Genomic DNA, 22,541 nt, shown 5'->3' with positions numbered 1-22,541 from the left:
CCGACGAGGGGTTCAACGGCAGTGGCCATCATTTTGTTCCCGCCCGACCATTGTGACGCCGATCTCCCTTTAACTTAGGCAATCCTTTTCTTGACTAATTCCAGAAAAGGGGCATACTGGGTGCCATGCAAGACGACGGGCAGGATTTCGACCCCCGGGCGCAACTGCGCGCAGCCGGGTTGCGAGTCACTGCGCCGCGGCTTGCGGTTCTGAATGCGGTTACAGCCCAACCGCATTCGGATGCAGATACTGTTGCCGCACAGGTGCGGGAACAGTTGGGATCCGTATCCACTCAGGCCGTTTACGACGTGCTGAAGGCATGCGTCAGCGCAGGGTTGCTACGACGCATCGAGCCGGCGGGTTCGCCAGCACGGTTCGAGACGAGGACCGGGGATAACCATCACCATCTCGTCTGTCGTAGCTGCGGCAAGGTTGTCGACGTCGATTGTGTTGTCGGCCAAGCTCCCTGCCTTGAACCTTCTGATTATCACGGCTTCGAGATCGATGAAGCGGAGGTCGTGTTCTGGGGCCGTTGCAAAGATTGTCTGACGATTTCTACTGAATCCACCCCCGAACTTGGCGCCGTCTCCCAGAATCAAGATGCAGACCGCGCGCTAAAGCACACAGCCCGTTAAACGCTCAGCCCACTACACGCAGGAGGCTTCGCCATGACCAAGCCCACTACCAACAACTTCGGTATCGCGGTAGCCAGCGACGACGAGTCGTTGACCGCAGGTATTCAGGGACCGGTTTTGCTCCACGACCATTACCTGATCGAGAAGCTGGCCCAGTTCAATCGTGAGCGTGTCCCGGAGCGCATCGTACATGCCAAGGGCGGCGGTGCATTTGGCGAACTCGTCATCACCCACGATGTCAGCAAGTACACCAAGGCGAACTTCCTGCAGCCCGGCAAGAAGACCGAGTCCTTGGTGCGGTTCTCGACCGTCGCTGGTGAGCAGGGTTCCCCCGATACCTGGCGTGACCCGCGTGGTTTCGCGATGAAGTTCTACACCGAGGAGGGCAACTACGACCTCGTCGGCAACAACACCCCGGTGTTCTTCATCAAGGACGCCATCAAGTTCCCCGACTTCATTCGATCGCAGAAACGTCTGCCAGGTTCGGGTCTGCGCGATCACGACATGCAGTGGGATTTCTGGACTTTGCGTCCCGAGACCGCGCATCAGGTGACCTGGCTGATGGGTGACCGCGGTATCCCGAAGACGTGGCGCAACATGGACGGCTTCGGTTCGCATACGTACCAGTGGGTTAACGCTGCCGGTGAGCGTTTCTGGGTGAAGTACCACTTCAAGACCGATCAGGGCATCGAGTTTCTGACCCAGGCCGAGGCCGACACTCTTGCGGGTACGGATCCCGACTACCACCGCGCCGATCTGTACAACGAGATCGAGGCCGGGAACTTCCCGAGCTGGACTCTCAAGGTCCAGGTCATGCCCGCCGACGAAGCCGAGGGATATCGCTTCAACCCCTTCGATCTCACGAAGGTGTGGTCACAGCAGGACTACCCGCTGATCGAGGTCGGCAAGTGGACCCTGAACCGCAACCCGGAGAACTTCTTCGCGCAGATCGAACAGGCGTCGTTCGAACCGTCGAATGTGGTGCCCGGCATCGGTTTCAGCCCCGACAAGATGCTGCTCGGCCGCGTGTTCTCCTACGCCGACGCGCACCGTTACCGCATCGGCACCAACTACGCAGACCTGCCCGTCAATGCTCCGAAGAACGAGGTGAACTCCTACTCCAAGGAGGGCGCCATGCGCTACAGCTTCAATTCTCCGACGACGCCGGTGTACGCACCCAACTCGTACGGCGGACCGCACGCCGATCCGTCGGTTGCCGGTGACGAAGGACTATGGTCGTTCGACGGCGAAGCAATTCGCGCCGGATACATTCAGCACGCCGAGGACGGAGACTTCACCCAGGCCGGAACTCTCGTCCGCGAGGTTCTCGACGACGCGGCGCGTGAGCGTCTGGTCGGCAACATCGTCGGCCATGCCTTGGGCGGTGTCAGCGAGGAAGTTCTGCTGCGTGTCTTCGAGTACTGGAAGAACGTCGACGCAGATCTCGGTAAGCGCGTCGAAGAGGGTGTACGCGCAGGTCAGTAGACCTGTTTGAAGGTGTGGCTATGGCGGGCCGCTGCAGAGGAAATCCCTTTGCGGCGGTCCGCCTTTTTGTGTCCTAGAGCAGCCCCCACCAATAAACCAGGCACGCGAGAATGAATTCGACAACGGTGTCCACGACGGTCCTCCTTCGCCACGACGTGTATTCCATGATCCACGTCTACCGAAACTGTTTCGAGTAAGGCGCTGGCGGGCAGTCGACTCGTACGAGTGTTCTTTTCGAGGTCAGGAGTTGGTCAGTCATGGCGAGATTCGGCTACACGTTGATGACCGAGCAGGCCGGCCCGAAGGAATTGGTTCGGCATGCGGTGAGGGCCGAGGCGGTCGGCTTCGATTTCGAGGTGATGAGTGATCACTACTCCCCGTGGCTGAGCGAGCAGGGACATGCGCCGTATGCCTGGTCAGTTCTCGGTGCTGTCGCTTACGCCACCGAGTCGGTTGGGTTGATGACGTATGTGACATGCCCGACGGTTCGGTACCACCCAGCAGTGATCGCGCAGAAGGCCGCCACGATGCAGATTCTCGCCGACGGAAGATTCACTCTCGGAGTCGGGAGCGGCGAGAGCCTGAACGAGCACGTGGTGGGAGACGGGTGGCCGTCCATCGACACGAGGCAAGACATGTTGCAGGAGGCCGTTGCGATTATTCGGGCGTTGCACTCCGGGGACGTGGTGAGTTGGAAGGGTGAGTATTTTGATGTGCAATCCGCTCGGATCTGGGATCTGCCCGAGATTCCCGTCCCGATCGCTGTGGCGATGTCAGGGGAGGAGTCTGTTGAGAAGTTCGGACCCATGGCGGATTGCCTCATTGGGGTGCAACCTGATTCGGATCTGATTCGCCAGTGGAAACACCTCCACAGTCGAGCTTTCGGGTTGGAGCCGGCACGACGATCCATCGCGCAGATTCCGATAGCGTGGGACCTCGACCGAGACGCGGCGATCGCCCGAGCCTATGAGCAGTTCCGCTGGTTCGGTGGCGGCTGGTCAGTCAACTCGGAACTGCCGACTCCGGCAAGCTTTGCCGCGGCCACGCAGTTCGTCCGCAAAGAGGATGTGGCAGAGAATATTCCGTGTGGTCCGGATCTGGATGCGATTGTCGATGCAGTGAGCAAGTACGCCGATGCGGGATTCACCGACGTTGCTCTACTTCAGATCGGCGGCGACACTCAGGACCGATTTTTCGACGAGGCTGCGAAGCCGCTGCTGGAGGCGCTGCACGTCAGATTGGGTTGATCGTGAAGGTCAGTCGGGTGCCGCCGAGTGGGCTGGCGTCGAGCTGAACCTGCCCACCGTGAAGTCCGGCCTGCTGGGCAACGAGCGCCAACCCCAATCCGCTGCCGGTGTCCGAGGCGCCGGGGCCCCGCACAAAGCGCTCGAACATCGACTCTCGGACGGATTCGTCTATGCCGGTGCCGTTGTCGTCGACGACGATGACAGCTGAACCGGCACCGGCGCCGGGGCTTACGACGACATCGACTCGAGTGGCTCGTCCGTGCCTGACAGAGTTGGATATCGCGTTGGTCAGTACCAATCGTATTCCGGCCGGAAACGCCTGAACCGTCAGATCTTCGGGACCGTCCAGCGTGATCGTCGTCCCCCGGTGCAGTCGGCCGGTTTCGTTTACCACTCGATCGGCTAAGTCCACCAGATCGACGGAGGTGTAATCGGCGGTGTCCGCAACTTCGCCCAGAGCTAGAGTTTCCAGATCGGTGAGGGTGCGTTCGATCTGTCGTTGTGACACCAGCAGTTCGGCCGCGAGTTCGTTGCGCTGCTTTTCGGTGAGTTCCAGCGTGGCAAGGACTTCCAGGTCGGTACGCATCGACGTCATGGGTGTGCGAAGTTCGTGGGCAGATATGCGGGCGAAATCTCGAGCCGATTCGAGAGCCTGCTTTGTTCGGCTGCGATCGAGTTCGATTCGACTGAGCATGCTGTGTATCGCTTCGGAGAGTTCTTCTGCCTCACGGGTGCCCCGAACCGACGGCGCACGACGCGCAAGTTCCTCGGCATCGAGGTTGTTGCCGATCGAACTGGTCGTCTTCGTCAATTCCTGAAATGGACGCACGGCACGGCCGGCGAGCACCCACCCGAGTCCCGCCGCGACAAGTATCGCGACAACTGCTGCAGCTGCGACTTGAAATGTTTGTTCTCGTATTGCTTGTGTCAGTGGATCTTCGGGAACGGTGACCGACAGAGCGGCTCCGCTGTCTCCGGGAAGGGGGATATCGCGAGTGCGGACATCGGTAAGTGGCGCTGCGGGAATGGAAGTGGCGCCTGTGCCGGGATCGGTGACGGCAGGCTCGGATATAGGTGTCGCCGGTTCTGTGCGGATCGCGTAGGCCGAATCAGTGGCCAATCCGAGCGTAACGGAATCAAGGGTTCGATCAAGCTGCTCGGAGCCGTTGACGCGCAAGAAAACCACGAACGCGATACACACTGCTGCAATGACTATGGCAGCAGCCAGGCCGGAAGCGATCGCTACTCGCGTCTGTAATGACAACGAGCGCTTCATCGTTCGGCTCGCAATACAAAACCGACTCCGCGAACGGTATGGATAAGACGAGGCGCGCCGTCGGCCTCGAGTTTCTTACGTAGATAGGTGACAAAGACGTCCACGACGTTGGTGTCGGCATCGAAGTCGTAGCCCCACACGAGGCGGAGGAGTTGAGGTCGGCTGAGCACGACCCCGGCATGTTCGGCGAGAACTGCGAGGAGATCGAATTCCCTTTTGGTCAGTTCGATTCGAGTGCCGTTTACATACGCGCGATGGCCGGGAAGGTCGACGGTGAGTGGGCCCACCGATATCGGACGGTCCGTCGTCGTCTCGGTATTTGCCGTGCGTCGCAACAACGCCCGCAACCTGGCAACCAGCTCCGCCAACTCGAACGGTTTGGTGAGGTAATCGTCGGCACCGGCTTCGAGGCCGGCAATGCGATCACCGACCGAACTTTGCGCGCTCAGAACACAGATCGGCACCTCGTTTCCGATAGCGCGTAAAGCCGTCACCACTCCGACGCCGTCGAGACCGGGCATATTGACATCGAGGACGATTGCCGACGGGCAGCGTTTGCTCACGGCAGCAAGAGCGGAGCGTCCGTCGACGGCAGTGTCGGTCTCGAACCCCGATAGGCGCAGTCCGCGTTCGATGGAGGTCAGAACCTTGGCGTCGTCGTCCACGATCAGGATGCGTTCGGGTGTGCTCACCAAACCATAGTGCCACCGGATTCGGTGCGACCCACGTTCTGGTGACGAGGCCCTCGCATTCTCATCAATCCCTAATAGTTCGCTAACGAACGCCGAGTTTTCCGCCAATAGATTCGTTGGTGTCGAGGCAATCCGAGCCGCGACACTGAACGAGGAGATCACCATGGGCAAGACCATCACCACCACCCGCCGTCGAGTAACCGTCGCTGCCGCCGGAATCGCCGCTGTCGCAGCGATCGCTGTACCCGGCATTGCCTGGGCCAACGGCTCCGTCCCCGATACCGCACCGGCTGTTGTCTCCACTCCCGCCGCGGAACTCGTTCCGGCCACGCAGTCCGACGAGTGTGCCCCTGCCTTGACCCCGGAAGAGGTCGACGCGCTGGTCGCGAAGGGTGAGCTCAGCCTCGAGGACAGCACGCCCGCAGTCATGACCGAAGCCTTGGTCGGCGAGCGCCCCGACGAACCCGGCAGTGAGGGCGAGAACGTCGCGAGCACGCCCCCGACCGACAGCAGCGTCACACTTGCAATTTCCTGCTGATGAAAGTAGCTACGTAGCAATTTCTTTGAGTAGGAACGGTACGACCGTGCCGAAATGAGGAAAGTCTGTCGGTGGCACTTGCTACGTTCTGGAGCGGCCCCGACGCACGTGTCGGGGCGCGCTTCGGAAGGTGTTGTGCGTCATGGTTATGGGTCCTACCCACGCAATGTCCGGTGCTGCCGTTGGTCTGGTGGTTGCCGAACTCTTGCCGCTCGATTGGGGTGGACCCACCTCCACTGCCGAGACTCTGACCTTTGCGGGGGTATGTGCGGGCGCGGCGCTGCTTCCGGATCTCGATACCGGTCAATCGACTGTCGCGCGGTCGTTCGGGCCGATCAGCAAAGCCCTCGCACAGGGCGTCGACGCCGTATCGGTGGCGTTCTACCGCCTCACAAAAGGCAAGAAGGACGGCAAGCGTCGCGGCGGGCACCGGACGCTCACGCACACAGCGCTGTTCGCGGCCGGCCTTGGCGCCGGCGTGTCAGCGTTGGTCGTGCAGTTCGGAAAGCCCGCCATCATCATCACCCTGTTCTTCTGTTTAGGGCTCGCGATCCGCGGCTTGGCGGGCGACTTCGCGAAGGAGAAGGGCTGGTTGATCGTGTCGGCGATCGCCCTGGCTCTGTCGGCGCTGACGTGGCAGTGGTATCCCAGCGAGGCGGGATCCACCGGGTTGGGCGTCGCGGTCGCGTTGGGTTGCGCGACGCATTGTCTCGGTGACGCGATCACCAAGGAAGGCGTGCCGTTTCTCGCGCCGCTCATTCCGTTGGGTGGTAAACGCTGGTGGGAGCAGCGACTTCCGTCGTTCCTCTCGATTCGAGCCGGCGGCAACTTCGAGAAGATTCTGATCGGCCCGGCGCTCACGCTCTTGACCGTGTGGCTGATCGTCAAAGCTTTCGACGGTGCGCCGGAGGCGATCTACGCGGTGATTGGTTCGTAAGTTCTAGAACTATTATTACGGAACCACTGGCATCGTAATCAAATCTGTTCTACGTTCGTCCCTGACAGAGTCCGAGTCGGCAGAGACGAGTGGGCAGTGGCGCAAGATGCAAAGTTCGGTTCGGTAAGCCGGCGAGGATTTCTCGCAGCGGGAGTCGGCGCCGTCGCGGTTGCGAGTGTTTCCTGGGCGCCGGCCGGAGCGGTTCCGTGGGGTCCGCAGTCCACACTCGCCCCTCCACCCGAGTTTCCGGCCGGCATTCCGCTGTCGCAGCAGGCGTACGTCAACTGGTCCAAGGAAATTGTTCTCGACAGCGTCTGGACGGCAACCGCTCGAAGCGCGGATGACGTTGTGATTCTCTCCAACTGGGCGCATCAGCACGGGTACACGGTGCGGGCGCGCGGCACCATGCACGGCTGGAGTCCGCTGACAGTTGTTCCCGGAGCATCGGTTGATCGCGTACTACTCGTGGATACCATGGTCCATCTGAATTCGGTTGCGGTACAACCTGGCGCGCCGGCAACCGTCACCGCCGGCGCGGGCGCGAGTATCGAAAAGATCCTCTCGGCGCTCCAAGAGCAAGGACTCGGATGGGCCAATGCCCCGGCCATCGGAGAACTCTCGATCGCGGGCGCCCTCGCGATCGGAGCGCACGGAGCCACGTACCCGGCTGCCGGCGAGACGATTACGCCCGGTCAGTCGTACGGATCCCTGAGCAATCTCATCACCACGATCACCGTGGTGGCCTGGGACGCATCCGAGAACAGTTACCAGTTGCGAGAATTCAAGCGATCCGATGTCGAGAGCACCGCCTTCCTGACCCACCTCGGACGCACCTTCGTCACATCCGTCACCTTGCAGGCCGGTGAGAACTACCGATTGCGTTGCCAGAGTTACACCGATATCCCCTGGCAGGAACTCTTTGCGCCCCCAGGATCGCCGGGCCGCACCTACGAGAGTTTTGTCGAAACGTCCGGCCGCGTCGAAGCGATCTGGTTCCCTTTCACGGCCACTCCGTGGCTGAAAGTCTGGACCCCGACACCCGTAAAGCCTCCCGAATCGCGAGAGGTGCACGGGCCGTACAACTATTTCTTCTCCGATGCGATACCCGAAGAAGTGACCACGCCGCTGGGTATGGTGGCCAAGGGACTGCAGGGCGCTACGCCGGTATTCGGAGCATCACAGTTCGGCGCTGTCGCAGCAGGATTGGTGCTCACCGATACCGACGACCTGTGGGGATGGTCCAAGGACGTCCTGTTCTACCTGCGGCACACAACTTTACGCGTCGTAGCCGGGGGCGGCGCCGTTATCACCAAGCGGTCCAACATTGGCCGCGTCATCCACGAGATGACGAGTTGGCTCAACGAGCGGATGACGCACTACGCCTCGCTGGGGCAGTATCCTGTCAACATGCCGTTCGAAGTGCGGTTGTGTGGTGTCGATGATCAATGCGACGTGATGGTCGACAGTGCCGGTGCGCCAGACCTTTCCGCAGTGCGTCCGCGTGCAGATCGCAGTGACTGGGATACCGCGATTTGGATGAACGTGGTGTCGATTCCCGGCACGCCGGGACTGTCCGCGTTCCTGCGCGAGATGGAAAGATGGATGGTGGCAACCTATTCCGGGGATTACGCCACCTTTCGGCCCGAATGGTCGAAGGGATGGGCATTCACCGAAAACGCGGCGTATCAGGACGACGAATTCCTCACTCGCACAGTTCCCGCCACCTTTGAAGCCGGTGGCGACGGAAACTGGGACTTCGCCCTCGCGACCCTCGACAAGTACGACCCGCATCGAATCTTCAGTAACTCGTTCATCGACCAGTTCATGCCCCGAAAATGACTGTTGCCCAGCTCGACGGAGAGCTGGGCAACAGTTCAAAAAATGTTGTGTCAGTTGCTTTCTGCAACGGCAGGCTTCTTGTCGATGACAACATGGTCGAAACGACTGCCGTCGAAGCTCACGTCGAAAGCCTTGCCGAAACCGACAACGTAGCGTCCCTTTTGCGGCGTCAGACGGAAGAGGTGGAAGTCCAGGGTGCGAAGCAGGTCGACCATCTTGGCGTTCGTTCGGGCTCCGAGCCTTTCGAACACATCGTCGTGGCCTTCTTCCACGCACTCCGTGACGATGCAGTCGAAGCGAGCTCGTTCAATGCCGAAGAGATTGGCAGATTCGCTTTCGCCGCCGTGGATCAAGACGCAGGCAGTCTCGGCATTGTGCAGGTAAGTGTAGTGATCCGCGATCTCGCTCACGTAGACGTAGAGCGAATCCTCTTGAATGGCAAAAGGAACGATCGACAGGAACGGTTCGCCGTTTTCGTCCTTCGTCGAGATGACAACGGTTTTGCGTTCGGAGAGAAAGGCGCGGTAGGCGTCCAGAGCCTTTACATGTTCTGCATCGGACAGCATTAGTTCTCCTCGGGTGTGTACATCGGGATGGCGGGCTCGGCGACATTCCATTGCCGTCGAACCAAGTGGATTCGGGGGCGGGCGGTGAGGGGATGCTCCTCCACCTCGGCTTCCATGCCGTACACCTCACGAATCAGATCGGGAGTCAGCACCTCGCCGGGTGTGCCCTCGGCAACAACCTGTCCCGTCGAGAGGGCGACTATGCGATCACTGAACGTCGACGCCTGATTGAGGTCGTGCAGCACCATCAACACGGCAATTCCCAACGTGCGGTTCAACGATGTGACCACCTCGAGAACCTCATGCTGATGAGCAATATCGAGGTACGTCGTAGGCTCGTCGAGGAGCAGAACCTGGGGTCGCTGGGCAAGCACCATTGCGAGCCACGCCCGCTGCGCTTCTCCGCCGGAGAGTTGCGAGACAAGACGATCCGCCAGCTTCTTGAGCTCGGTATGAGCTATCGCCCAGTCGACTGCTTCGCTGTCCTCTTCGGTGGGCCGCTGATACCAGCGATGATGAGGGTGCCGCCCGTAGCCGACCAGTTCGCGCACCGTCATATCCGTCGGCGCCGTGTTCTTCTGGTTGAGCATTCCGATTGCCCGGGCGCGCCGACGCAAAGACCACGACGACATGTCGGATCCTTCGAGGCGAACCACTCCGGAGCGAGGAGCGAGCTGACCGCTCAGCGCTTTCATGACGGTCGATTTTCCCGACCCGTTGGGGCCGATTAGGGTGACAACCTCGTTCGATCCCACCGTCAGCGAAACATTGTTCACCACACGGGTTTCGCCGTAACAAACACTCACGTCGCGCGCTTCGAGCAGAGTCACTGCACTCTCTCGCATCAGATCCCCTGCCTGCGCATGAGGTAGAGAAAGTAAGGGGCTCCAATTGCCGCCATGATGATTCCGGCGGGAATCTCTGTGGGACTGAAAATGGTTCGGCCCATTGTGTCGGAGACCAAAACCAGCAGAGCGCCGACCGCAATACTCATCGGAATGAGCACTGCGTGATTCGATCCCACGATCATTCGGGCGATGTGCGGTACGACCAAGCCCACGAAACCGATGATCCCGACTGCGGCCACCGCGATCGCGGCCAGGAATACGGCGACCAACGACAGCATGATGCGGGTGAGGTTGACGCCTTCACCCAGGTTGCGCGCGACGTCGTCACCCAATCGCATGATGTTTGCCGAACGAATGCACAGAAGAGAGATCAGCAGCCCAATTATGGTGTAGGGCAGGATCATCCAGACCGAGTTCATTCCTTTCGCGGCGAGACTTCCGTTCATCCACTGGATTGCTGCGGGAAGTCGATCGCTGTAGCGAAGCGACAGGAAAGCAATGAACGCACCGGCAAGGGCGTTGACTGCGACTCCGGCCAGAATGATGTTCAGTGGCTTGATCCCTTCACGGCGCCAAGCCAAGGCGTAGACGATTGTTGCAGCAATCGCGCCGCCGGCAAAGGCTGCAAAGGGAATCATCGAGCTGTAACTCGGCGCGGCCAGCAGAATGACGAGAACGAGAGCCGCAGCGCCGCTGGTGACTCCGGTCAGTCCGGGATCGGCCAACGGGTTTCCCATCACCGTTTGAAGCAGTGCTCCTGACACCGCAATGCTGGCCCCCACCAACAGTGCGAGCAGAACGCGCGGCAACCGCACATCCCACAGAATTGTGCTGAGGGAGGCGCTGTCATTGCTGCCCGTCAAAACCGCGATGATCTCGGCGGGGGAAATCTGCACACTGCCGAGGCCGAGGCTGACCAGCGCAACTACTCCGAGCAGGATCCAAGCCGTGGGGAGTGCCCACTTCGCGCGCTGGCGAGTAGGCGCTGACGGACTGCTCACGGGTACGGCAGAGCGAGAGCTCACCGGAGGTGAAGTGGAAGTGGTCACGGGTAAAGCAGTCCGGTGAGTGTGGGGACGGCCTTGTCGAGCTGGCCGACCGAGGTGTAGCCGAAGGTCGCGTAGTCCAGTACGTGAATGCGATCATCGGCGTACGCAGGCAGGCTCTTCCAGGCAGCGTTCTTCGCGACCTCGGCGTCGAAGGCCGCTTGTCCCTCGGCGACATTGCCCGATCGCAGGACCAGGACCACGTCCGGCGCTGCCGCGATGATGTTCTCCAGATTCACGGCACTGTAGGTTTCCTTCACCCCGAGCGCCGACACCGCAATGTTGTCGGCCCCGGAAAGCTCGATGAGGCTACCCATGAACGAGTTGTTGTTCATCACCATGAAGGAATCCGTGGCGCCGATCAGAACCAGAACCTTCGGAGCATCGGTCGCGGCACCGGCTGTTGCAAGCGCTGACTCGTTTGCAGTCATCGATGCGAGAATCTTGTCGGCTTCGGCTTGCTTGTCGAAGGCTTCGCCCAACACCTCGACGGCGAGCTTCAGATCGCCGAAGCTGTCGGTCTCGAGGAACGCAGCCGGCGTGGTGGTGGAGGCCAAGCTGGCTTCGATCGTGCTGCGCGAGGTTTCCGCAGCGATCACCAGATCGGGGGAAAGCTTGATGATCTTTTCCACATCCGGCGCCATGGTCGAGCCGATGCGCGGCACATCGTTGAGAGCGGCGGGAAGCTGCTGCGTCGTCGTCGACGGAACACCGGCGACCGGAATTTCCAGCAAAGTGAGAACCTCAGCCAGAGGAACAGAGGCCGCTACGACGGTTTTCGGCGGAGTTGCGGGGAACTGGGCGACCAACGCATCAACTGCGGCGGCGTTCGCTGCCGAGGATGTGGTTGTGGTCGCCGATGCGGCAGCAGTTTCCGCGGTCACCGGAGTATCGGTTCCGCAAGCGGTCGCTCCGCTGACAAGAGCCAGGCTGACAAGTAGTGACGCTATCGACGCGGGACGGTATCGCACAGCAGTGCACTCCTTGGTGGGAAACGAGGCCAGGAATTAAGTCAGCCTAACCACAGTGAGGTTAGGCTAAACAGAGCGTCCAGTATTGTGCCTTAAATTGTCAAATCGGAAGTAAAGGACAACCGAACGCTGGAACGGTGCTCGCTTCGAGAAAGCACGACCGCCGCTCGACTCCCGAGAGTCGAACGGCGGCCTTGTCTTCAGTGGAGCTACTTGCCGAGCTTTGCCTGCAGGTCGTCGAGAACCAGGCCGGCACCGGTCGGACCGAGGCCCAGGAACCAGGTCTCGTCGCTCACCTCGGTGGCGCGACCTTCCTTGACGGCATTCATGCTCGCCCACAACGGTCCGGCGACCACGGTTGCCTGACCGGTATCGGCTGGTTTCCCGTAGCTGGAGTAGAAGATTCGATCACCCTCGGCTTCGGTGATGGTTTCCGGGCTGACCTCGACTGCGAGTTCGTCGATATCCTGAACGGCCGGGCGGGGGAGTCCGACGTCCTTCAGGATGACACCGATGAAGGACAAGTTGCCGTAGAGGCGCAACTTGCCGGACATGAAGCGGACCAGGGAGATGGTCGGTGAACCGTCGATCGACTCACGAACCTGATCGGCATGTGCCTGGTAGCCGTTGAGGACCTGCTGCGCCTTCGTTTCCTCACCCAACGCGTCGCCGGCAAGGATGAAGTTTTCCTTCCACGGGAATCCGGGACGGATGCTGAACACTGTCGGAGCGATCGCGGACAGCTGTGGGTACAGCTTGTCCTGGCGCAACTTGCTACCGAGAATCAGATCGGGCTTCAGTGCTGTGATGGCCTCGAGATTGAGATTGTTGGTCGTACCCACATCAGGGACACCCACCAACTTGTCGGCGAGGTACGACGGCTGGCCCGCCGCGCTTTCCGGGCTGGCCATGCCTACCGGGGTGATTCCGAGCGAAAGTACTTCGTCCAATTCGCCGCTGTCGAGGACGATGACGCGCGACGGCTTGGCGTCGAGGGTGGTCTCGCCCAATGCGTGCTTGACGGTGCGAGGGAATTCCCCGGGTGCAGCGTCACTGCCGAGCTTCGCCGTTTCCGAGTCGGCGGTGCTGAACAGCTGGCCGCCGGTCGCGACGTCGGTATTTCCGTTCGCGTTGCTACCGGCGTCGGAAGTTCCGCAGGAGGTTGCGGCAAAAACAGTCGCCAGGGCGACCATGGCGATGCGGACCGAACGTCGGTTCCGGAGCGGAGAGCGTAAGTACATTAGGTTAGGGTAGCCTTTCGGCAAAATTGACTCGCAATTGCATCGAGTACATGATTTCTCCCGTTGGTCGGACATCCTGACGCAATTCACCGTCACTGCGTCAGCGAACGTGTTAGCTTCGCGAAAGACCTGTGCAAGTAAGCGAAGACGCATGTAGTGAGGAATCCGATGACCCTGAACGTGGCCGATCTGTTCGAGGCTGTGGCCGATGCAATTCCTGATCGCACGCCGCTGATTCTCGAGGGTCAACGTTTCACCTATCGAGAACTCGAACAACGGGCCAATCGATTGGCGCATCACCTTCAGTCCGTTGGCGTCGAACCGGGACAGCACGTCGGAATTCACATGCGGAACTGTGCGGAATACGTTGAGGCGCTTCTGGCTTGCATGAAGATCAGGGCCGTTCCGATCAACGTCAACTTCCGCTACACCGACGTTGAACTCGAGTACGTCTACACCAACTCGAAGATGGTGGCACTGCTGGTCGAGAGCGAGTTCGCACCGCTTGCGCGGGCAGTCGTAGCAAAATGCCCAGCGATTCAGAACATTCTTGTCGTGGGGGACGAGTATGAGAGCGCCTTGGCTGCGGCGTCGGACGTACGGGATTTCGGTCCTCGCTCCGGCGACGACCATTTTGTCATCTACACCGGTGGCACGACGGGCATGCCCAAGGGTGTTGTCTGGCGCCAGGAAGACTTCTACCTCGCGGCTCTCGGCGGCGCGAACTTCGGTGGTCCGCCGCTTCTCAGTGTCGAAGAAGTGGTCGCTGCAGCCGTTGCGAACACCAATCCTGTTGTGCTCCTGCTTATTCCGCCTCTCATGCACGGCGCCGCCATCTACTCACTTCTCGCAGCGTTCCTGATGGCAGCGCCACGAGTGCTGACGCGAGGCTTCGATCCGGCTGACGTACCCCGTCTCATCGAAGCTGAGAAGATCTCCGGAATCACGGTTGTCGGCGACGCCATCGCCCGTCCCATCGCCGATGCGATTGCGGCATCGGATGGCAAATACGATCTCTCGACGCTGAAGATGATCGGATCCGGCGGCGCACTGTTCTCCTTGAACCTCAAGGAAGAATTGAAGGCCCGGTTCCCCGGGTTGGTCATCAAGGATACATTCGGTGCTTCCGAATCCGGCCATGACGGCGTCCTCGAATTCGGGGAGGACGGAATTCGACGAATTCGCTCCAACCCCAACATGATTCTGGTCGACGAAGAGTTCCGCCGCATCGAGCCGGGATCCGACACCGTCGGCTACATCGCGAGGGTAGGGCATGTTCCTCTGGCCTACTTCGAAGATCCGGTGAAATCAGCCGCGACATTCCCCGTCATCGACGGCGTCCGGATGGCTGTGCCCGGAGACATGGGCACGATCGAAGCCGACGGTTCGATCGTGCTTCTCGGCCGCGGTTCCATGTGCATCAACTCCGGCGGGGAGAAGATTTACCCCGAAGAAGTGGAGCAGGCACTGAAAACCCATCCGGCGGTTTTCGACGCTCTGGTTGCCGGCGCACCCGATGCGCGATTCGGTGAAAAAGTGGCGGCTGTCGTTCAGGTCCGACCCGGTTTCGAAGACGTAGAACTGGGTGCACTGTCCGAGCACTGCCGTATTCACGTTGCGGGGTACAAGATTCCGCGTTCCATAGTTCTGGTTCCGACCATCCTGCGCTCCCCGAGCGGTAAAGCCGACTACCGCTGGGCGAAGGAAACCCTCGCGGGGGAGATTGTCGCCGGCGTGTAACTTCTGCCTAGGAGCTCGTGAAGTACCACTGCATCGAGTGACGGAGTTGGGGAGTCGCGTATGGCTGAGAATGATGCGAGTGCCGGTCATGTGTTTGTAGTCCGAGGCCGACTCGAATCGGTGGACTGGGATGCTGCAGTGGTATCGACGAGTGGCAGTTTTGTGCCACGTGATCATTGGTGGCCAGTCCTCGGTATCACTGGGCCCGTGGACCAGGCGCCGCCTGGCGCCGGTCGAATTCGGTCATTTCCGAAGGATGGGCGCCCCGTTTGGTTGTTGAACGTCGCTTCGCGGATTTCGGTGTCCTGGCTGGTGGACGGTGTTCACGATGTTCTCGACGCGATTGCGGCAACCGGAATCGAGCCCGGTGGTCGTCGAATCAAGCCGCTGATCGCGTTGCCGACCTTTGGCGTGGGATTGGGCGGGCAGGGAATGGTTCGCGGTCAGGTCATCAAGGCATTGGTTGAGGCGGCAACTTCATGTGCGGCGAAGTACGACTTCGATATCGTCTTTGTGGTCGCGAACAATTCCGACTATGCCGCCTATCAATCGGTTCGGCGTGTCCACCTGCGTAATGTCGGTGTGCCACTGCATGTTCAGGAACTTGCCGACAAGTTGCAAGCGGGAGATGTTTCACTGCTACTGGGTGCCGGAGTCAGCATTCCTGCGGGCTTACCGACGTGGGACGGGCTTCTCGAGACGATTCGAAGCGATGTTCTTCCTGAGATGAGCACCGAAGATTTCGCGCTCTTGGGGGTTTTGGATCGCGCGCAACTGTTGTCGAAGTCGATGGAGCCGGACCAACTGGGCGAGCGCGTCGCCGAGTTGACGGGTGATCGGGATGTCAAGCCGACGTTGGCGCACTGCCTGCTGTCTTCCCTTGCAGTCTCGAAAGTTGTTACTACAAACTATGACTCGCTATACGAGAAAGCCTTTGAATCAGCACACGGCGCAGGTTCGATAGCCGTACTCCCTCGAGGTGAGGTTACTGCCGATCGGCCCTGGATTCTGAAGTTGCACGGCGATATTTCAGACCCGTCCAGCATAGTGCTGAGTCGACGAGACTTCGTCAGGTATGACGCTGAACGGCGTCCGTTGGGATCAATTGTTCAGTCCCTCATGGCTACTGGTCACTTGATAGTTGTGGGAGCGTCCATGACAGATGACAACGTGCTTCGCTTGGCTCATGAAGTCCTTGCGCTCAATGAGCGGCATAGTCGTCAGCGCTCGTTGGGGACTGTGATCACGCTGCGGAATGACACGTTGCGGACTGCGCTGTGGCGGGGCGATTTCGACTACGTCGCCGCTTCGAAGGCCGAAGACGATGCCACTGCGGCGCGCGATCTGGAGATCCTACTCGACAGCGTGTCGATTCTGACCAGCGTGGACGCCCCGTATCTCTTGGATACGAACTACCGGGGTTTACTGGACGGCGACGAGGTCAAATTGGCTGACGCATTGCGCGACGCCTCAAAGATCATCGGCAAACTGCCATCCGAAAGTCGAGATCGCTGGCGAACTCTGGAGTCTGCGCTTATCGAGTTGGGCGCTAAACCGTAGGCGGTTTCGTGTAGCTAATTCGCGGTAGCAATGGGGAGCGTTTATGGTCTATTTGCCCCATTGCTGTTTACCGTGTCGGAGATGCAACTATGCCTACGAACCAACTGACTTCGGTTGATTTCGAATTGATTGCTGCCAATGTCGTGAATCGATCGACGGATGTTCTGACGATCTTCTTGTTCGATTCGGGAACTTCGATTCCGTTGGGTAAGTCGGAACTACTCGATTTTCTCGGAGATCGAGCGTCGAAAATTCCTGAATTGCGATGGACGCTGACCAGGGTTCCCGGCAGATTAAATTTTCCGTACTGGATCGACACGAAACCGTTCGACATCGCCGACCATATCGAGGACAACACCGAAATATCTTCGTGGGACGGTACTTTTGAATACTTCAGCGAGATTGCCGCACAGATCGTCGACCCCTACGAAAGTCTGTGGCGTCTGCACGTCGTCCGAGGCATTCGTGACGCGCCTGGTGTGCAGGGCGAGGCCACTGCGGTGATTCTGAAAGCGTCACATGCGATGGGTGACGGTCGTGTGTACAACGTCATTGTTCAGGATCTGTTTTCGTCGAAGCCTCTTCCAGAGTTTGTTCCGGAACTGACGGCGCCGAACCCCTGGTGGTCGTCGGTCAAAGGGTTGCTCTGCACTCCGCGGCAATACATCCGCGCATTTCGCGCGTTACCGGAGACGAGAAAACACGATGCCCCAATTTCTGGCGGCGGGGCTGTGACATTTTCGGGCCAGCGGTCGGCTGCAGCAATCGCGCTTGACCTGAGGCAGATCCGAGACGTCAAGGGGTTCTGGCCCGGAGCGACGGTAACTAGCGTCGCTCAGACGATTATTTCCCTCTCGTTGGAAGAGCATTTCGGCGACAAGAGTCCACGGTCAATGCAAGTGATGGCTGGAGCGCCAGTCGACGCCGATGTGCGCGGCCAGAACCACATGGGTTGCTATCACATCGATTTGGCGATGGACAAAGAAGATCCCGCGGACCGAATCGTTGCCATCACGGAAAATAATGTGAAGGGTAAAGCCGGATTTCCCGATGCTTTCCGAGCGGTACGCGCGCTGCAATACGAACTTCCGGCAATCGCTGTCAACCCGAAGCTGGCGAGCGAGCCAAAATTGGGAACAGTGGCGAGCAGCGTCAATCGCGGCCCGGCCACCATGACTTTGGGTGATTCCACAATCGTGCTGACCGCATCATTTCCGTACGTGTCTCCGCGGAGTCCGTTCAACCACGGAATTTATTCGGTCGGTGATGTGCTCACGATTTCGGTGATGAGCGGCACTCCGGATGCCGGCGATATCCGTGAATATGCGGCGATTCTGGAGAAGAACGCAGCCCGCGTGTTGGCGTGTCTGGAGAAGCAGAAGACTGGCTAAAGCCAGGGCTCGATCGGCTTTTTCACCCACATGATCTTCTCGTCGGGATGCGCTCGCTGCGCTTCCGGCCTATCGGGGTGCGTCGACGCCCATTGATCCTTCTCGTTGACGAGCCCTGCCGCAATGGTCCAGGTCTCGCGGGTGCTCGGGGGGTTCGCGTCCGCCGCCCGAGCGAGTTTGCGCAACCGATCGTCGGGCATGTCCAGCAGTTCGGCGCCGGTGATCCCTCGATCCCACGCAAACTTGGCCAACCCCAGCGCCTTTTCTCGGCGACTGCGGCTGGCTATGTCGTTGTGTGCGAAGTCCTCGTTCTTGCTCACTGTCACCAACTCCTCGAGTGCACGGTAGCGCACCCGAGAATGCACCTCAAAAGTGTTCCAACCGGCGTTCACAACAAAAGAAGGCACCTTCTCCTTGCGGAGAAAGTGCCTTCTTCAAGTTCTTCACTGTCGGGGTGGCGGGATTTGAACCCACGACCTCTTCGTCCCGAACGAAGCGCGCTACCAAGCTGCGCCACACCCCGTGTCGAACCTCGGTTAGCTTACAGCACGAAGTTGGCAGGTATTAAATCCGCTGGTCAGTTGCGTAAAACTGGTGCTTGTGACTGCGCATCGCTGCGTGCGGACGAGTGCTCCGGTTCGCGCCTCGGCGCAGGAATCAACGTCAACAAAGTTGCCTCGGGACGGCAGCAGAATCGCACCGGTGCCCACGGCGACGTTCCGATTCCCGCGGAGACGTGCAATTGGGTGTGAGCGCCCCACTTGGACGGACCCTTGACCCGTGAACGGTCCAACTCGCAGTTGGTCACCAAAGCGCCGTAGAACGGCAGGCAGAGTTGCCCACCGTGCGTATGGCCGGCGAGAACCAAGTCATAACCGTCGTCCGCAAACCGATCGAGTACGCGAGGTTCCGGGGAGTGCGTCAAACCGAGTTTCAGATCAGCCAGGGGATTGGGCGGCCCGGCGATGGTGTCGTAGCGATCACGCTTGAGATGTGGGTCGTCGACGCCTGCCGTAGCGATCTTGATGCCCGATACTTCGAGTTCGCGTCGTACGTGCGTCACGTCGAGCCAGCCGCGTTCGGTGAAGGCCGCCCGCAGGTCTCCCCAGGGCAGCGGATCTCCGGTGATGCGCTTCTTCTTGTCGAAGAGGTAGCTCAGCGGGTTCTTCGGCTTCGGAGCGAAGTAGTCGTTGCTGCCGAAGACAAATAGGCCGGGACGTGCAAGAAGGTCGCCGAGTGCCTGAACAACTGCGGGGACACTGCGCTGATGCGAAAGGTTGTCACCCGTGTTCACGACGAGGTCGGGATCGAGGCTCTCGAGTTCGCGCAACCAGTTCTGCTTCAACCTCTGATTCGGCATCATGTGGAGATCACTGAGGTGGAGAACCCGCAGCGAGGACGAACCCGGTGCGAGTACAGGCATTGTCACCTCACGCAATGCAAAAGCATTGCGTTCGATGCCGGATGCGTACCCGATTCCGAGTGCAGCGACGCCCGCGGCACCAAGTGCGGTGCGGGTCAGGTTGGTGCGGAACTGGTCAGACACCAGTCAAGGATATAACTAAGAGGACGGACGGTGCGGTGTGCGCGTAGCGTTTCACCCATGTCCGACACGACAGCAACGCTCAAAGACACCCTCCGTACCGACATGGTCGCATCCATGAAGGCAAAGGATCCGCTCCGCACCGCCACCCTTCGGATGCTCATGGCAGCAGTCCAGACCGAAGAGGTTGCAGGCAAGGAAGCCCGGGTTCTCACCGACGAAGAAATCATCAAGGTCCTTGCCAAGGAAGCGAAGAAGCGCGGAGAAGCCGCCGAAATTTACACCGAGAACGGCCGCGGTGAACTTGCCGCGAAAGAGCGCGCAGAAGCTCAGATCATCGACGAGTACCTACCGACGCCGTTGACCGACGCAGAACTCGTCGACGTCGTCGATACCGCGATGGCTCAGGTATCCGAGGAACTCGGTGAGCGTCCGGGAATACGTCAGATGGGCCAGGTCATCAAGGCGGCCAACGCTTTGGCCAAGGGCAAGGCGGACGGCGCACGTATCTCTTCTGCCGTGAAGTCGCGTCTGTAAACATCACTTGCAATCGAGAACGGCCGCTTTCCTCCTTGTGAGGAAAGCGGCCGTTCTTGTCAGGCGTGACTACCGAGGTGGTGTCTCTGCTGGTGGTGACTCGGATGGCGGAGCATTCGGGGCGGGCGCTCGCACCGATCCGTCACTGATGTAGATCGTGATCGTGGAACCGGGTACTGCCGAACCGGATGGTGATGCGCTGGTTACCGTGCCGGTTTGCACACTGGAGGCGGTTGTCACCGGGTTGACGGTGAAGCCGGATTCCTGCAGTCGGGACGTTGCTGCAGACTGGCTCAGTCCGACTACTTCAGGGACCTGCCCGTTCTGAGATCCGCGTGCGTACTTCGGATCGATCGGCGGCAAAGCCGTCGGGCCGAAGTTGTTTGCCACCGGCATCATTGCCGCGAACCAACTTCGCGCAGGTTCGGTACCGCCGTACAGGTTGCCGCTGCCACAGGGACGTAGCGGGCTCGAGCAGATTTCACCCGGTGTCGGCGAGTCGCCGAAGATGTAGACGGCGGCGGCAAGATTGTTGGTGAATCCGAGAAATGCCGACGACTTGTGCGTCTCGGTCGTACCGGTCTTGCCGGACATCGGCAGGTTCCACCCGGCACTGCTCGCAGCGCCCGCAGAAGTACCGGCGCCGACGTCGTCACGGCTCAAGGCATTGGCGAGAGTATCGGCCAGGCCGGGCTCGACTACCTGCTCGCAACCCTGCTCGGTGACGGTGATCGGCTTGCCACTGCGGTCGACGACGGAGTCGATCGGACTGGGCGGGCACCACTTGCCGTGCGACGCCAAAGTTGCCGCGACATTGGACAATTCAAGTGGGTTGATCCATGTGGGGCCAAGTGTGAACGAACCGAGGTTCTGGTCCTTCTGGAAGTCGGCCATGCTGCGTTCGTCGAACCCGGACGTGTTGGGCTCCGCGTACGAGCGCATACCCAGACGCACGGCCATGTCGACGGTCGGTGTCACACCCGTATCCACGATGAGCTTCACGAATGCGGTGTTGGGGGACTGCGCAAGAGCGTCCGTCACGGACAGCTTCGCTGGGTAGTTGCCGACGTTCTCGACGCAGTACGTGGACACCGGGCAACCGGCCGCACCGCCACTGCCGAAGCCCTTGGCGTCGAATCGTCGGGGAACATCGAGGGTGGAGTCGATGCCGAGGCCCTTTTCCATAGCGGCGGCAGTGGTGAAGACCTTGAATACCGAACCCGCTCCGTCGCCGGAGAGTGAATACGGCTGAGCCTGAACAGTTTCACTGGCATCGGCGTCGAGACCGTAGGTTCGGCTGCTGGCCATCGCGAGAACCTTGTGCGAATCCTGGCCCGGGCGAATCACGCTCATGACATTGGCGATGCCGTCGAGGTTGGCCTTCGCGTTCGCGTTGAGGCCGGCTTTCGTGGTCGCCTGAACCGTCGGGTCGAGAGTGGTTTTGATGAGGTAGCCGCCCTCATTGATCTGGTCGCGGCTGATGCCCGCGTCCGAGAGGTACTTGAGTGCGTAATCGCAGAAGAATCCGCGGTCACCGGCCGCGATGCATCCGCGAGGCAAGCTGTTCGGGGTCTCGAGGACACCCAACGGCTCTGCTTTGGCCGCCCGGAATTCGTCGGCGCGATCGGGAATGTTGGTGATCATCGTGTCGAGCACAGTGTTGCGACGCTCAGTGACACCCTTGACGTTTGTGTACGGGTTCAGGGCCGAACTGGACTGAACCATGCCGGCGAGCATCGCGGCCTGCGGGACGCTCAGATCTGCGGCGTTGACTCCGAAGTAGGTCTGCGCAGCATCCTGGATGCCGAAAGAACCGTTGCCGAACGGCACCAGGTTCAGGTAGCGGGTCAGGATCTCGTCCTTCGTGAGTTCCTTGTCCAACGTGAGTGCCATACGAATTTCACGGATCTTTCGAGCCGGAGTCGTTTCGATCGCCGCGCGGCGTTCGGCATCGGTCTTCGCGACGACCAACAGTTGGTAGTTCTTCACGTACTGCTGATCGAGGGTCGACGCGCCCTGCTGAACTTCACCGGAGGTGGTGTTGGTCAGGAACGCGCGCATAGTTCCCTGCCAGTCGACTCCCTTGTGGTCGGGGAATCGCCGGTCCTCGATGGAGACGATCGCCAACTTCATGTTGTTGGCGATCTTGTCGCTCGGGACTTCGAACCGTCGTTGGTCGTACAGCCAGGCAATAGGAGTGCCGGCTGAATCGACCATCGTCGAGACCGCGGGAACCGTACCTTCGACCAACTCCGCCGAGACGTTGTCGACGGTATCTGCGGCTCTGTTGGACGCGAATCCGAGTCCACCAGCCACGGGGAACATCACCCCGGCAACGAGTATCCCGGCCAACGCGGAGCTTCCGGCGAGCTTCGCCACTGTTTTTGCAATCGACACGATCTACAGAGTACGTGTGCCCACCTAGTGGACACGGTTCTAGAAATTTTTT

20 protein-coding genes and 1 tRNA gene are annotated in these 22,541 nt (G+C 60.1%); 10 read left to right on the top strand and 11 right to left on the bottom strand.

What is annotated here, in order from left to right; all coding sequences use genetic code 11:
• Window positions 1-125: 125 nt before the first annotated feature.
• The 3 genes from MTX36_RS24090 to MTX36_RS24080 all read left to right on the top strand — a co-directional run bounded on the left by MTX36_RS24090 (window position 126) and on the right by MTX36_RS24080 (window position 3,367).
• On the top strand, window positions 126-635 hold the full coding sequence (locus tag MTX36_RS24090; protein ID WP_094270891.1) for a Fur family transcriptional regulator: 510 nt from the start codon (window positions 126-128) through the stop codon (window positions 633-635).
• A gap of 33 nt (window positions 636-668) precedes the next feature.
• Complete coding sequence (locus tag MTX36_RS24085) at window positions 669-2,120, top strand: catalase (protein ID WP_243622154.1); 1,452 nt, start codon at window positions 669-671, stop codon at window positions 2,118-2,120.
• Between the two features lie 257 nt (window positions 2,121-2,377).
• Window positions 2,378-3,367, top strand: coding sequence for an LLM class F420-dependent oxidoreductase (locus MTX36_RS24080; protein WP_243622153.1), 990 nt, complete (start codon window positions 2,378-2,380; stop codon window positions 3,365-3,367).
• Here the strand turns inward: MTX36_RS24080 and MTX36_RS24075 are convergent.
• Together MTX36_RS24075 and MTX36_RS24070 are read right to left on the bottom strand one after the other, a co-directional pair.
• Window positions 3,354-4,643 carry a sensor histidine kinase KdpD gene (locus MTX36_RS24075; RefSeq protein ID WP_243622152.1) on the bottom strand — a complete coding sequence of 430 codons (1,290 nt, stop codon included), beginning with the start codon at window positions 4,641-4,643 and terminating at the stop codon, window positions 3,354-3,356. The genes MTX36_RS24080 and MTX36_RS24075 overlap by 14 nt on opposite strands.
• A complete protein-coding gene (locus MTX36_RS24070; RefSeq protein ID WP_243622151.1) occupies window positions 4,640-5,338 on the bottom strand; it encodes a response regulator transcription factor in 699 nt (232 codons plus the stop codon). Before MTX36_RS24070 ends, MTX36_RS24075 begins: the two co-directional genes overlap by 4 nt.
• Before the next feature lie 160 nt (window positions 5,339-5,498).
• On the opposite strand from MTX36_RS24070, the gene MTX36_RS24065 reads away from it, so the two are divergent.
• The 3 genes from MTX36_RS24065 to MTX36_RS24055 all read left to right on the top strand — a co-directional run bounded on the left by MTX36_RS24065 (window position 5,499) and on the right by MTX36_RS24055 (window position 8,649).
• Window positions 5,499-5,873, top strand: coding sequence for a hypothetical protein (locus MTX36_RS24065; RefSeq protein WP_243622150.1), 375 nt, complete (start codon window positions 5,499-5,501; stop codon window positions 5,871-5,873).
• 142 nt (window positions 5,874-6,015) lie between these two features.
• Window positions 6,016-6,810 (top strand): metal-dependent hydrolase, encoded by a 795-nt coding sequence (locus tag MTX36_RS24060; RefSeq protein ID WP_094270896.1) that lies wholly within the window; start codon window positions 6,016-6,018, stop codon window positions 6,808-6,810.
• 96 nt (window positions 6,811-6,906) lie between these two features.
• Window positions 6,907-8,649, top strand: a complete 1,743-nt coding sequence (locus MTX36_RS24055; protein WP_243622149.1) for a cholesterol oxidase substrate-binding domain-containing protein — start codon at window positions 6,907-6,909, stop codon at window positions 8,647-8,649.
• A gap of 50 nt (window positions 8,650-8,699) precedes the next feature.
• Here the strand turns inward: MTX36_RS24055 and MTX36_RS24050 are convergent, their stop codons facing one another.
• From MTX36_RS24050 to MTX36_RS24030, 5 genes are all read right to left on the bottom strand, one after another.
• Window positions 8,700-9,215, bottom strand: a complete 516-nt coding sequence (locus MTX36_RS24050; RefSeq protein WP_243622148.1) for a pyridoxamine 5'-phosphate oxidase family protein — start codon at window positions 9,213-9,215, stop codon at window positions 8,700-8,702.
• On the bottom strand, window positions 9,215-10,060 hold the full coding sequence (locus MTX36_RS24045; RefSeq protein ID WP_243622147.1) for a heme ABC transporter ATP-binding protein: 846 nt from the start codon (window positions 10,058-10,060) through the stop codon (window positions 9,215-9,217). The genes MTX36_RS24050 and MTX36_RS24045 overlap by 1 nt, the downstream gene beginning before the upstream one ends.
• Entirely contained in the window at window positions 10,060-11,064 is a 1,005-nt protein-coding gene (locus tag MTX36_RS24040) for an iron ABC transporter permease (protein ID WP_243622146.1), read from the bottom strand. Before MTX36_RS24040 ends, MTX36_RS24045 begins: the two co-directional genes overlap by 1 nt.
• 44 nt (window positions 11,065-11,108) lie before the next feature.
• A complete protein-coding gene (locus MTX36_RS24035) occupies window positions 11,109-12,080 on the bottom strand; it encodes an ABC transporter substrate-binding protein (RefSeq protein WP_243622145.1) in 972 nt (323 codons plus the stop codon).
• A 209-nt stretch (window positions 12,081-12,289) separates the two neighbouring features.
• Window positions 12,290-13,321, bottom strand: coding sequence for an ABC transporter substrate-binding protein (locus MTX36_RS24030; RefSeq protein ID WP_243622144.1), 1,032 nt, complete (start codon window positions 13,319-13,321; stop codon window positions 12,290-12,292).
• A gap of 168 nt (window positions 13,322-13,489) precedes the next feature.
• Between MTX36_RS24030 and MTX36_RS24025 the strand changes: the two genes are divergently transcribed.
• The 3 genes from MTX36_RS24025 (at window position 13,490) to MTX36_RS24015 (ending at window position 18,012) form a co-directional block, all read left to right on the top strand.
• On the top strand, window positions 13,490-15,061 hold the full coding sequence (locus MTX36_RS24025) for an acyl-CoA synthetase (protein ID WP_243622143.1): 1,572 nt from the start codon (window positions 13,490-13,492) through the stop codon (window positions 15,059-15,061).
• A 60-nt stretch (window positions 15,062-15,121) separates the two neighbouring features.
• Window positions 15,122-16,621, top strand: a complete 1,500-nt coding sequence (locus MTX36_RS24020; protein WP_243622142.1) for an SIR2 family protein — start codon at window positions 15,122-15,124, stop codon at window positions 16,619-16,621.
• 89 nt (window positions 16,622-16,710) lie between these two features.
• The gene (locus MTX36_RS24015; protein ID WP_243622141.1) at window positions 16,711-18,012 is read left to right on the top strand and encodes a wax ester/triacylglycerol synthase family O-acyltransferase; all 1,302 of its coding nucleotides are present in this window, start codon (window positions 16,711-16,713) and stop codon (window positions 18,010-18,012) included.
• Here the strand turns inward: MTX36_RS24015 and MTX36_RS24010 are convergent.
• The 3 genes from MTX36_RS24010 to MTX36_RS24000 form a co-directional block, all read right to left on the bottom strand.
• On the bottom strand, window positions 18,009-18,332 hold the full coding sequence (locus tag MTX36_RS24010; RefSeq protein WP_243622168.1) for a hypothetical protein: 324 nt from the start codon (window positions 18,330-18,332) through the stop codon (window positions 18,009-18,011). The genes MTX36_RS24015 and MTX36_RS24010 overlap by 4 nt on opposite strands.
• A 129-nt stretch (window positions 18,333-18,461) precedes the next feature.
• Window positions 18,462-18,535: transfer RNA gene (locus MTX36_RS24005), tRNA-Pro, on the bottom strand.
• A gap of 54 nt (window positions 18,536-18,589) precedes the next feature.
• Window positions 18,590-19,558, bottom strand: a complete 969-nt coding sequence (locus tag MTX36_RS24000) for a metallophosphoesterase (RefSeq protein ID WP_243622140.1) — start codon at window positions 19,556-19,558, stop codon at window positions 18,590-18,592.
• Window positions 19,559-19,615: 57 nt separating this feature from the next.
• Between MTX36_RS24000 and MTX36_RS23995 the strand changes: the two genes are divergently transcribed.
• Window positions 19,616-20,092 carry a GatB/YqeY domain-containing protein gene (locus MTX36_RS23995; protein ID WP_243622139.1) on the top strand — a complete coding sequence of 159 codons (477 nt, stop codon included), beginning with the start codon at window positions 19,616-19,618 and terminating at the stop codon, window positions 20,090-20,092.
• 69 nt (window positions 20,093-20,161) lie between these two features.
• Here the strand turns inward: MTX36_RS23995 and MTX36_RS23990 are convergent, their stop codons facing one another.
• Complete coding sequence (locus MTX36_RS23990; protein WP_308198247.1) at window positions 20,162-22,471, bottom strand: transglycosylase domain-containing protein; 2,310 nt, start codon at window positions 22,469-22,471, stop codon at window positions 20,162-20,164.
• Window positions 22,472-22,541: the final 70 nt, after the last annotated feature.

The sequence above is a fragment of the Rhodococcus sp. ARC_M6 genome (assembly GCF_022810305.1).
Lineage (GTDB): Bacteria > Actinomycetota > Actinomycetes > Mycobacteriales > Mycobacteriaceae > Rhodococcus_F.
The sequence above is the reverse complement of the archived record's forward strand: the minus strand, read 5'-3'. Positions and strand labels throughout refer to the sequence as shown.

Coding starts and splice junctions, on each gene's coding strand:
- MTX36_RS24080 (WP_243622153.1), top strand. CDS start 2,378: ATGGCGAGATTCGGCTACACGTTGATGACCGAGCAGGCCGGCCCGAAG.
- MTX36_RS24060 (WP_094270896.1), top strand. CDS start 6,016: ATGGTTATGGGTCCTACCCACGCAATGTCCGGTGCTGCCGTTGGTCTG.
- MTX36_RS24025 (WP_243622143.1), top strand. CDS start 13,490: ATGACCCTGAACGTGGCCGATCTGTTCGAGGCTGTGGCCGATGCAATT.
- MTX36_RS24050 (WP_243622148.1), bottom strand. CDS start 9,215: ATGCTGTCCGATGCAGAACATGTAAAGGCTCTGGACGCCTACCGCGCC.
- MTX36_RS24085 (WP_243622154.1), top strand. CDS start 669: ATGACCAAGCCCACTACCAACAACTTCGGTATCGCGGTAGCCAGCGAC.
- MTX36_RS24075 (WP_243622152.1), bottom strand. CDS start 4,643: ATGAAGCGCTCGTTGTCATTACAGACGCGAGTAGCGATCGCTTCCGGC.
- MTX36_RS24030 (WP_243622144.1), bottom strand. CDS start 13,321: ATGTACTTACGCTCTCCGCTCCGGAACCGACGTTCGGTCCGCATCGCC.
- MTX36_RS24065 (WP_243622150.1), top strand. CDS start 5,499: ATGGGCAAGACCATCACCACCACCCGCCGTCGAGTAACCGTCGCTGCC.
- MTX36_RS24045 (WP_243622147.1), bottom strand. CDS start 10,060: ATGCGAGAGAGTGCAGTGACTCTGCTCGAAGCGCGCGACGTGAGTGTT.
- MTX36_RS24020 (WP_243622142.1), top strand. CDS start 15,122: ATGGCTGAGAATGATGCGAGTGCCGGTCATGTGTTTGTAGTCCGAGGC.
- MTX36_RS23995 (WP_243622139.1), top strand. CDS start 19,616: ATGTCCGACACGACAGCAACGCTCAAAGACACCCTCCGTACCGACATG.
- MTX36_RS24090 (WP_094270891.1), top strand. CDS start 126: ATGCAAGACGACGGGCAGGATTTCGACCCCCGGGCGCAACTGCGCGCA.
- MTX36_RS24015 (WP_243622141.1), top strand. CDS start 16,711: ATGCCTACGAACCAACTGACTTCGGTTGATTTCGAATTGATTGCTGCC.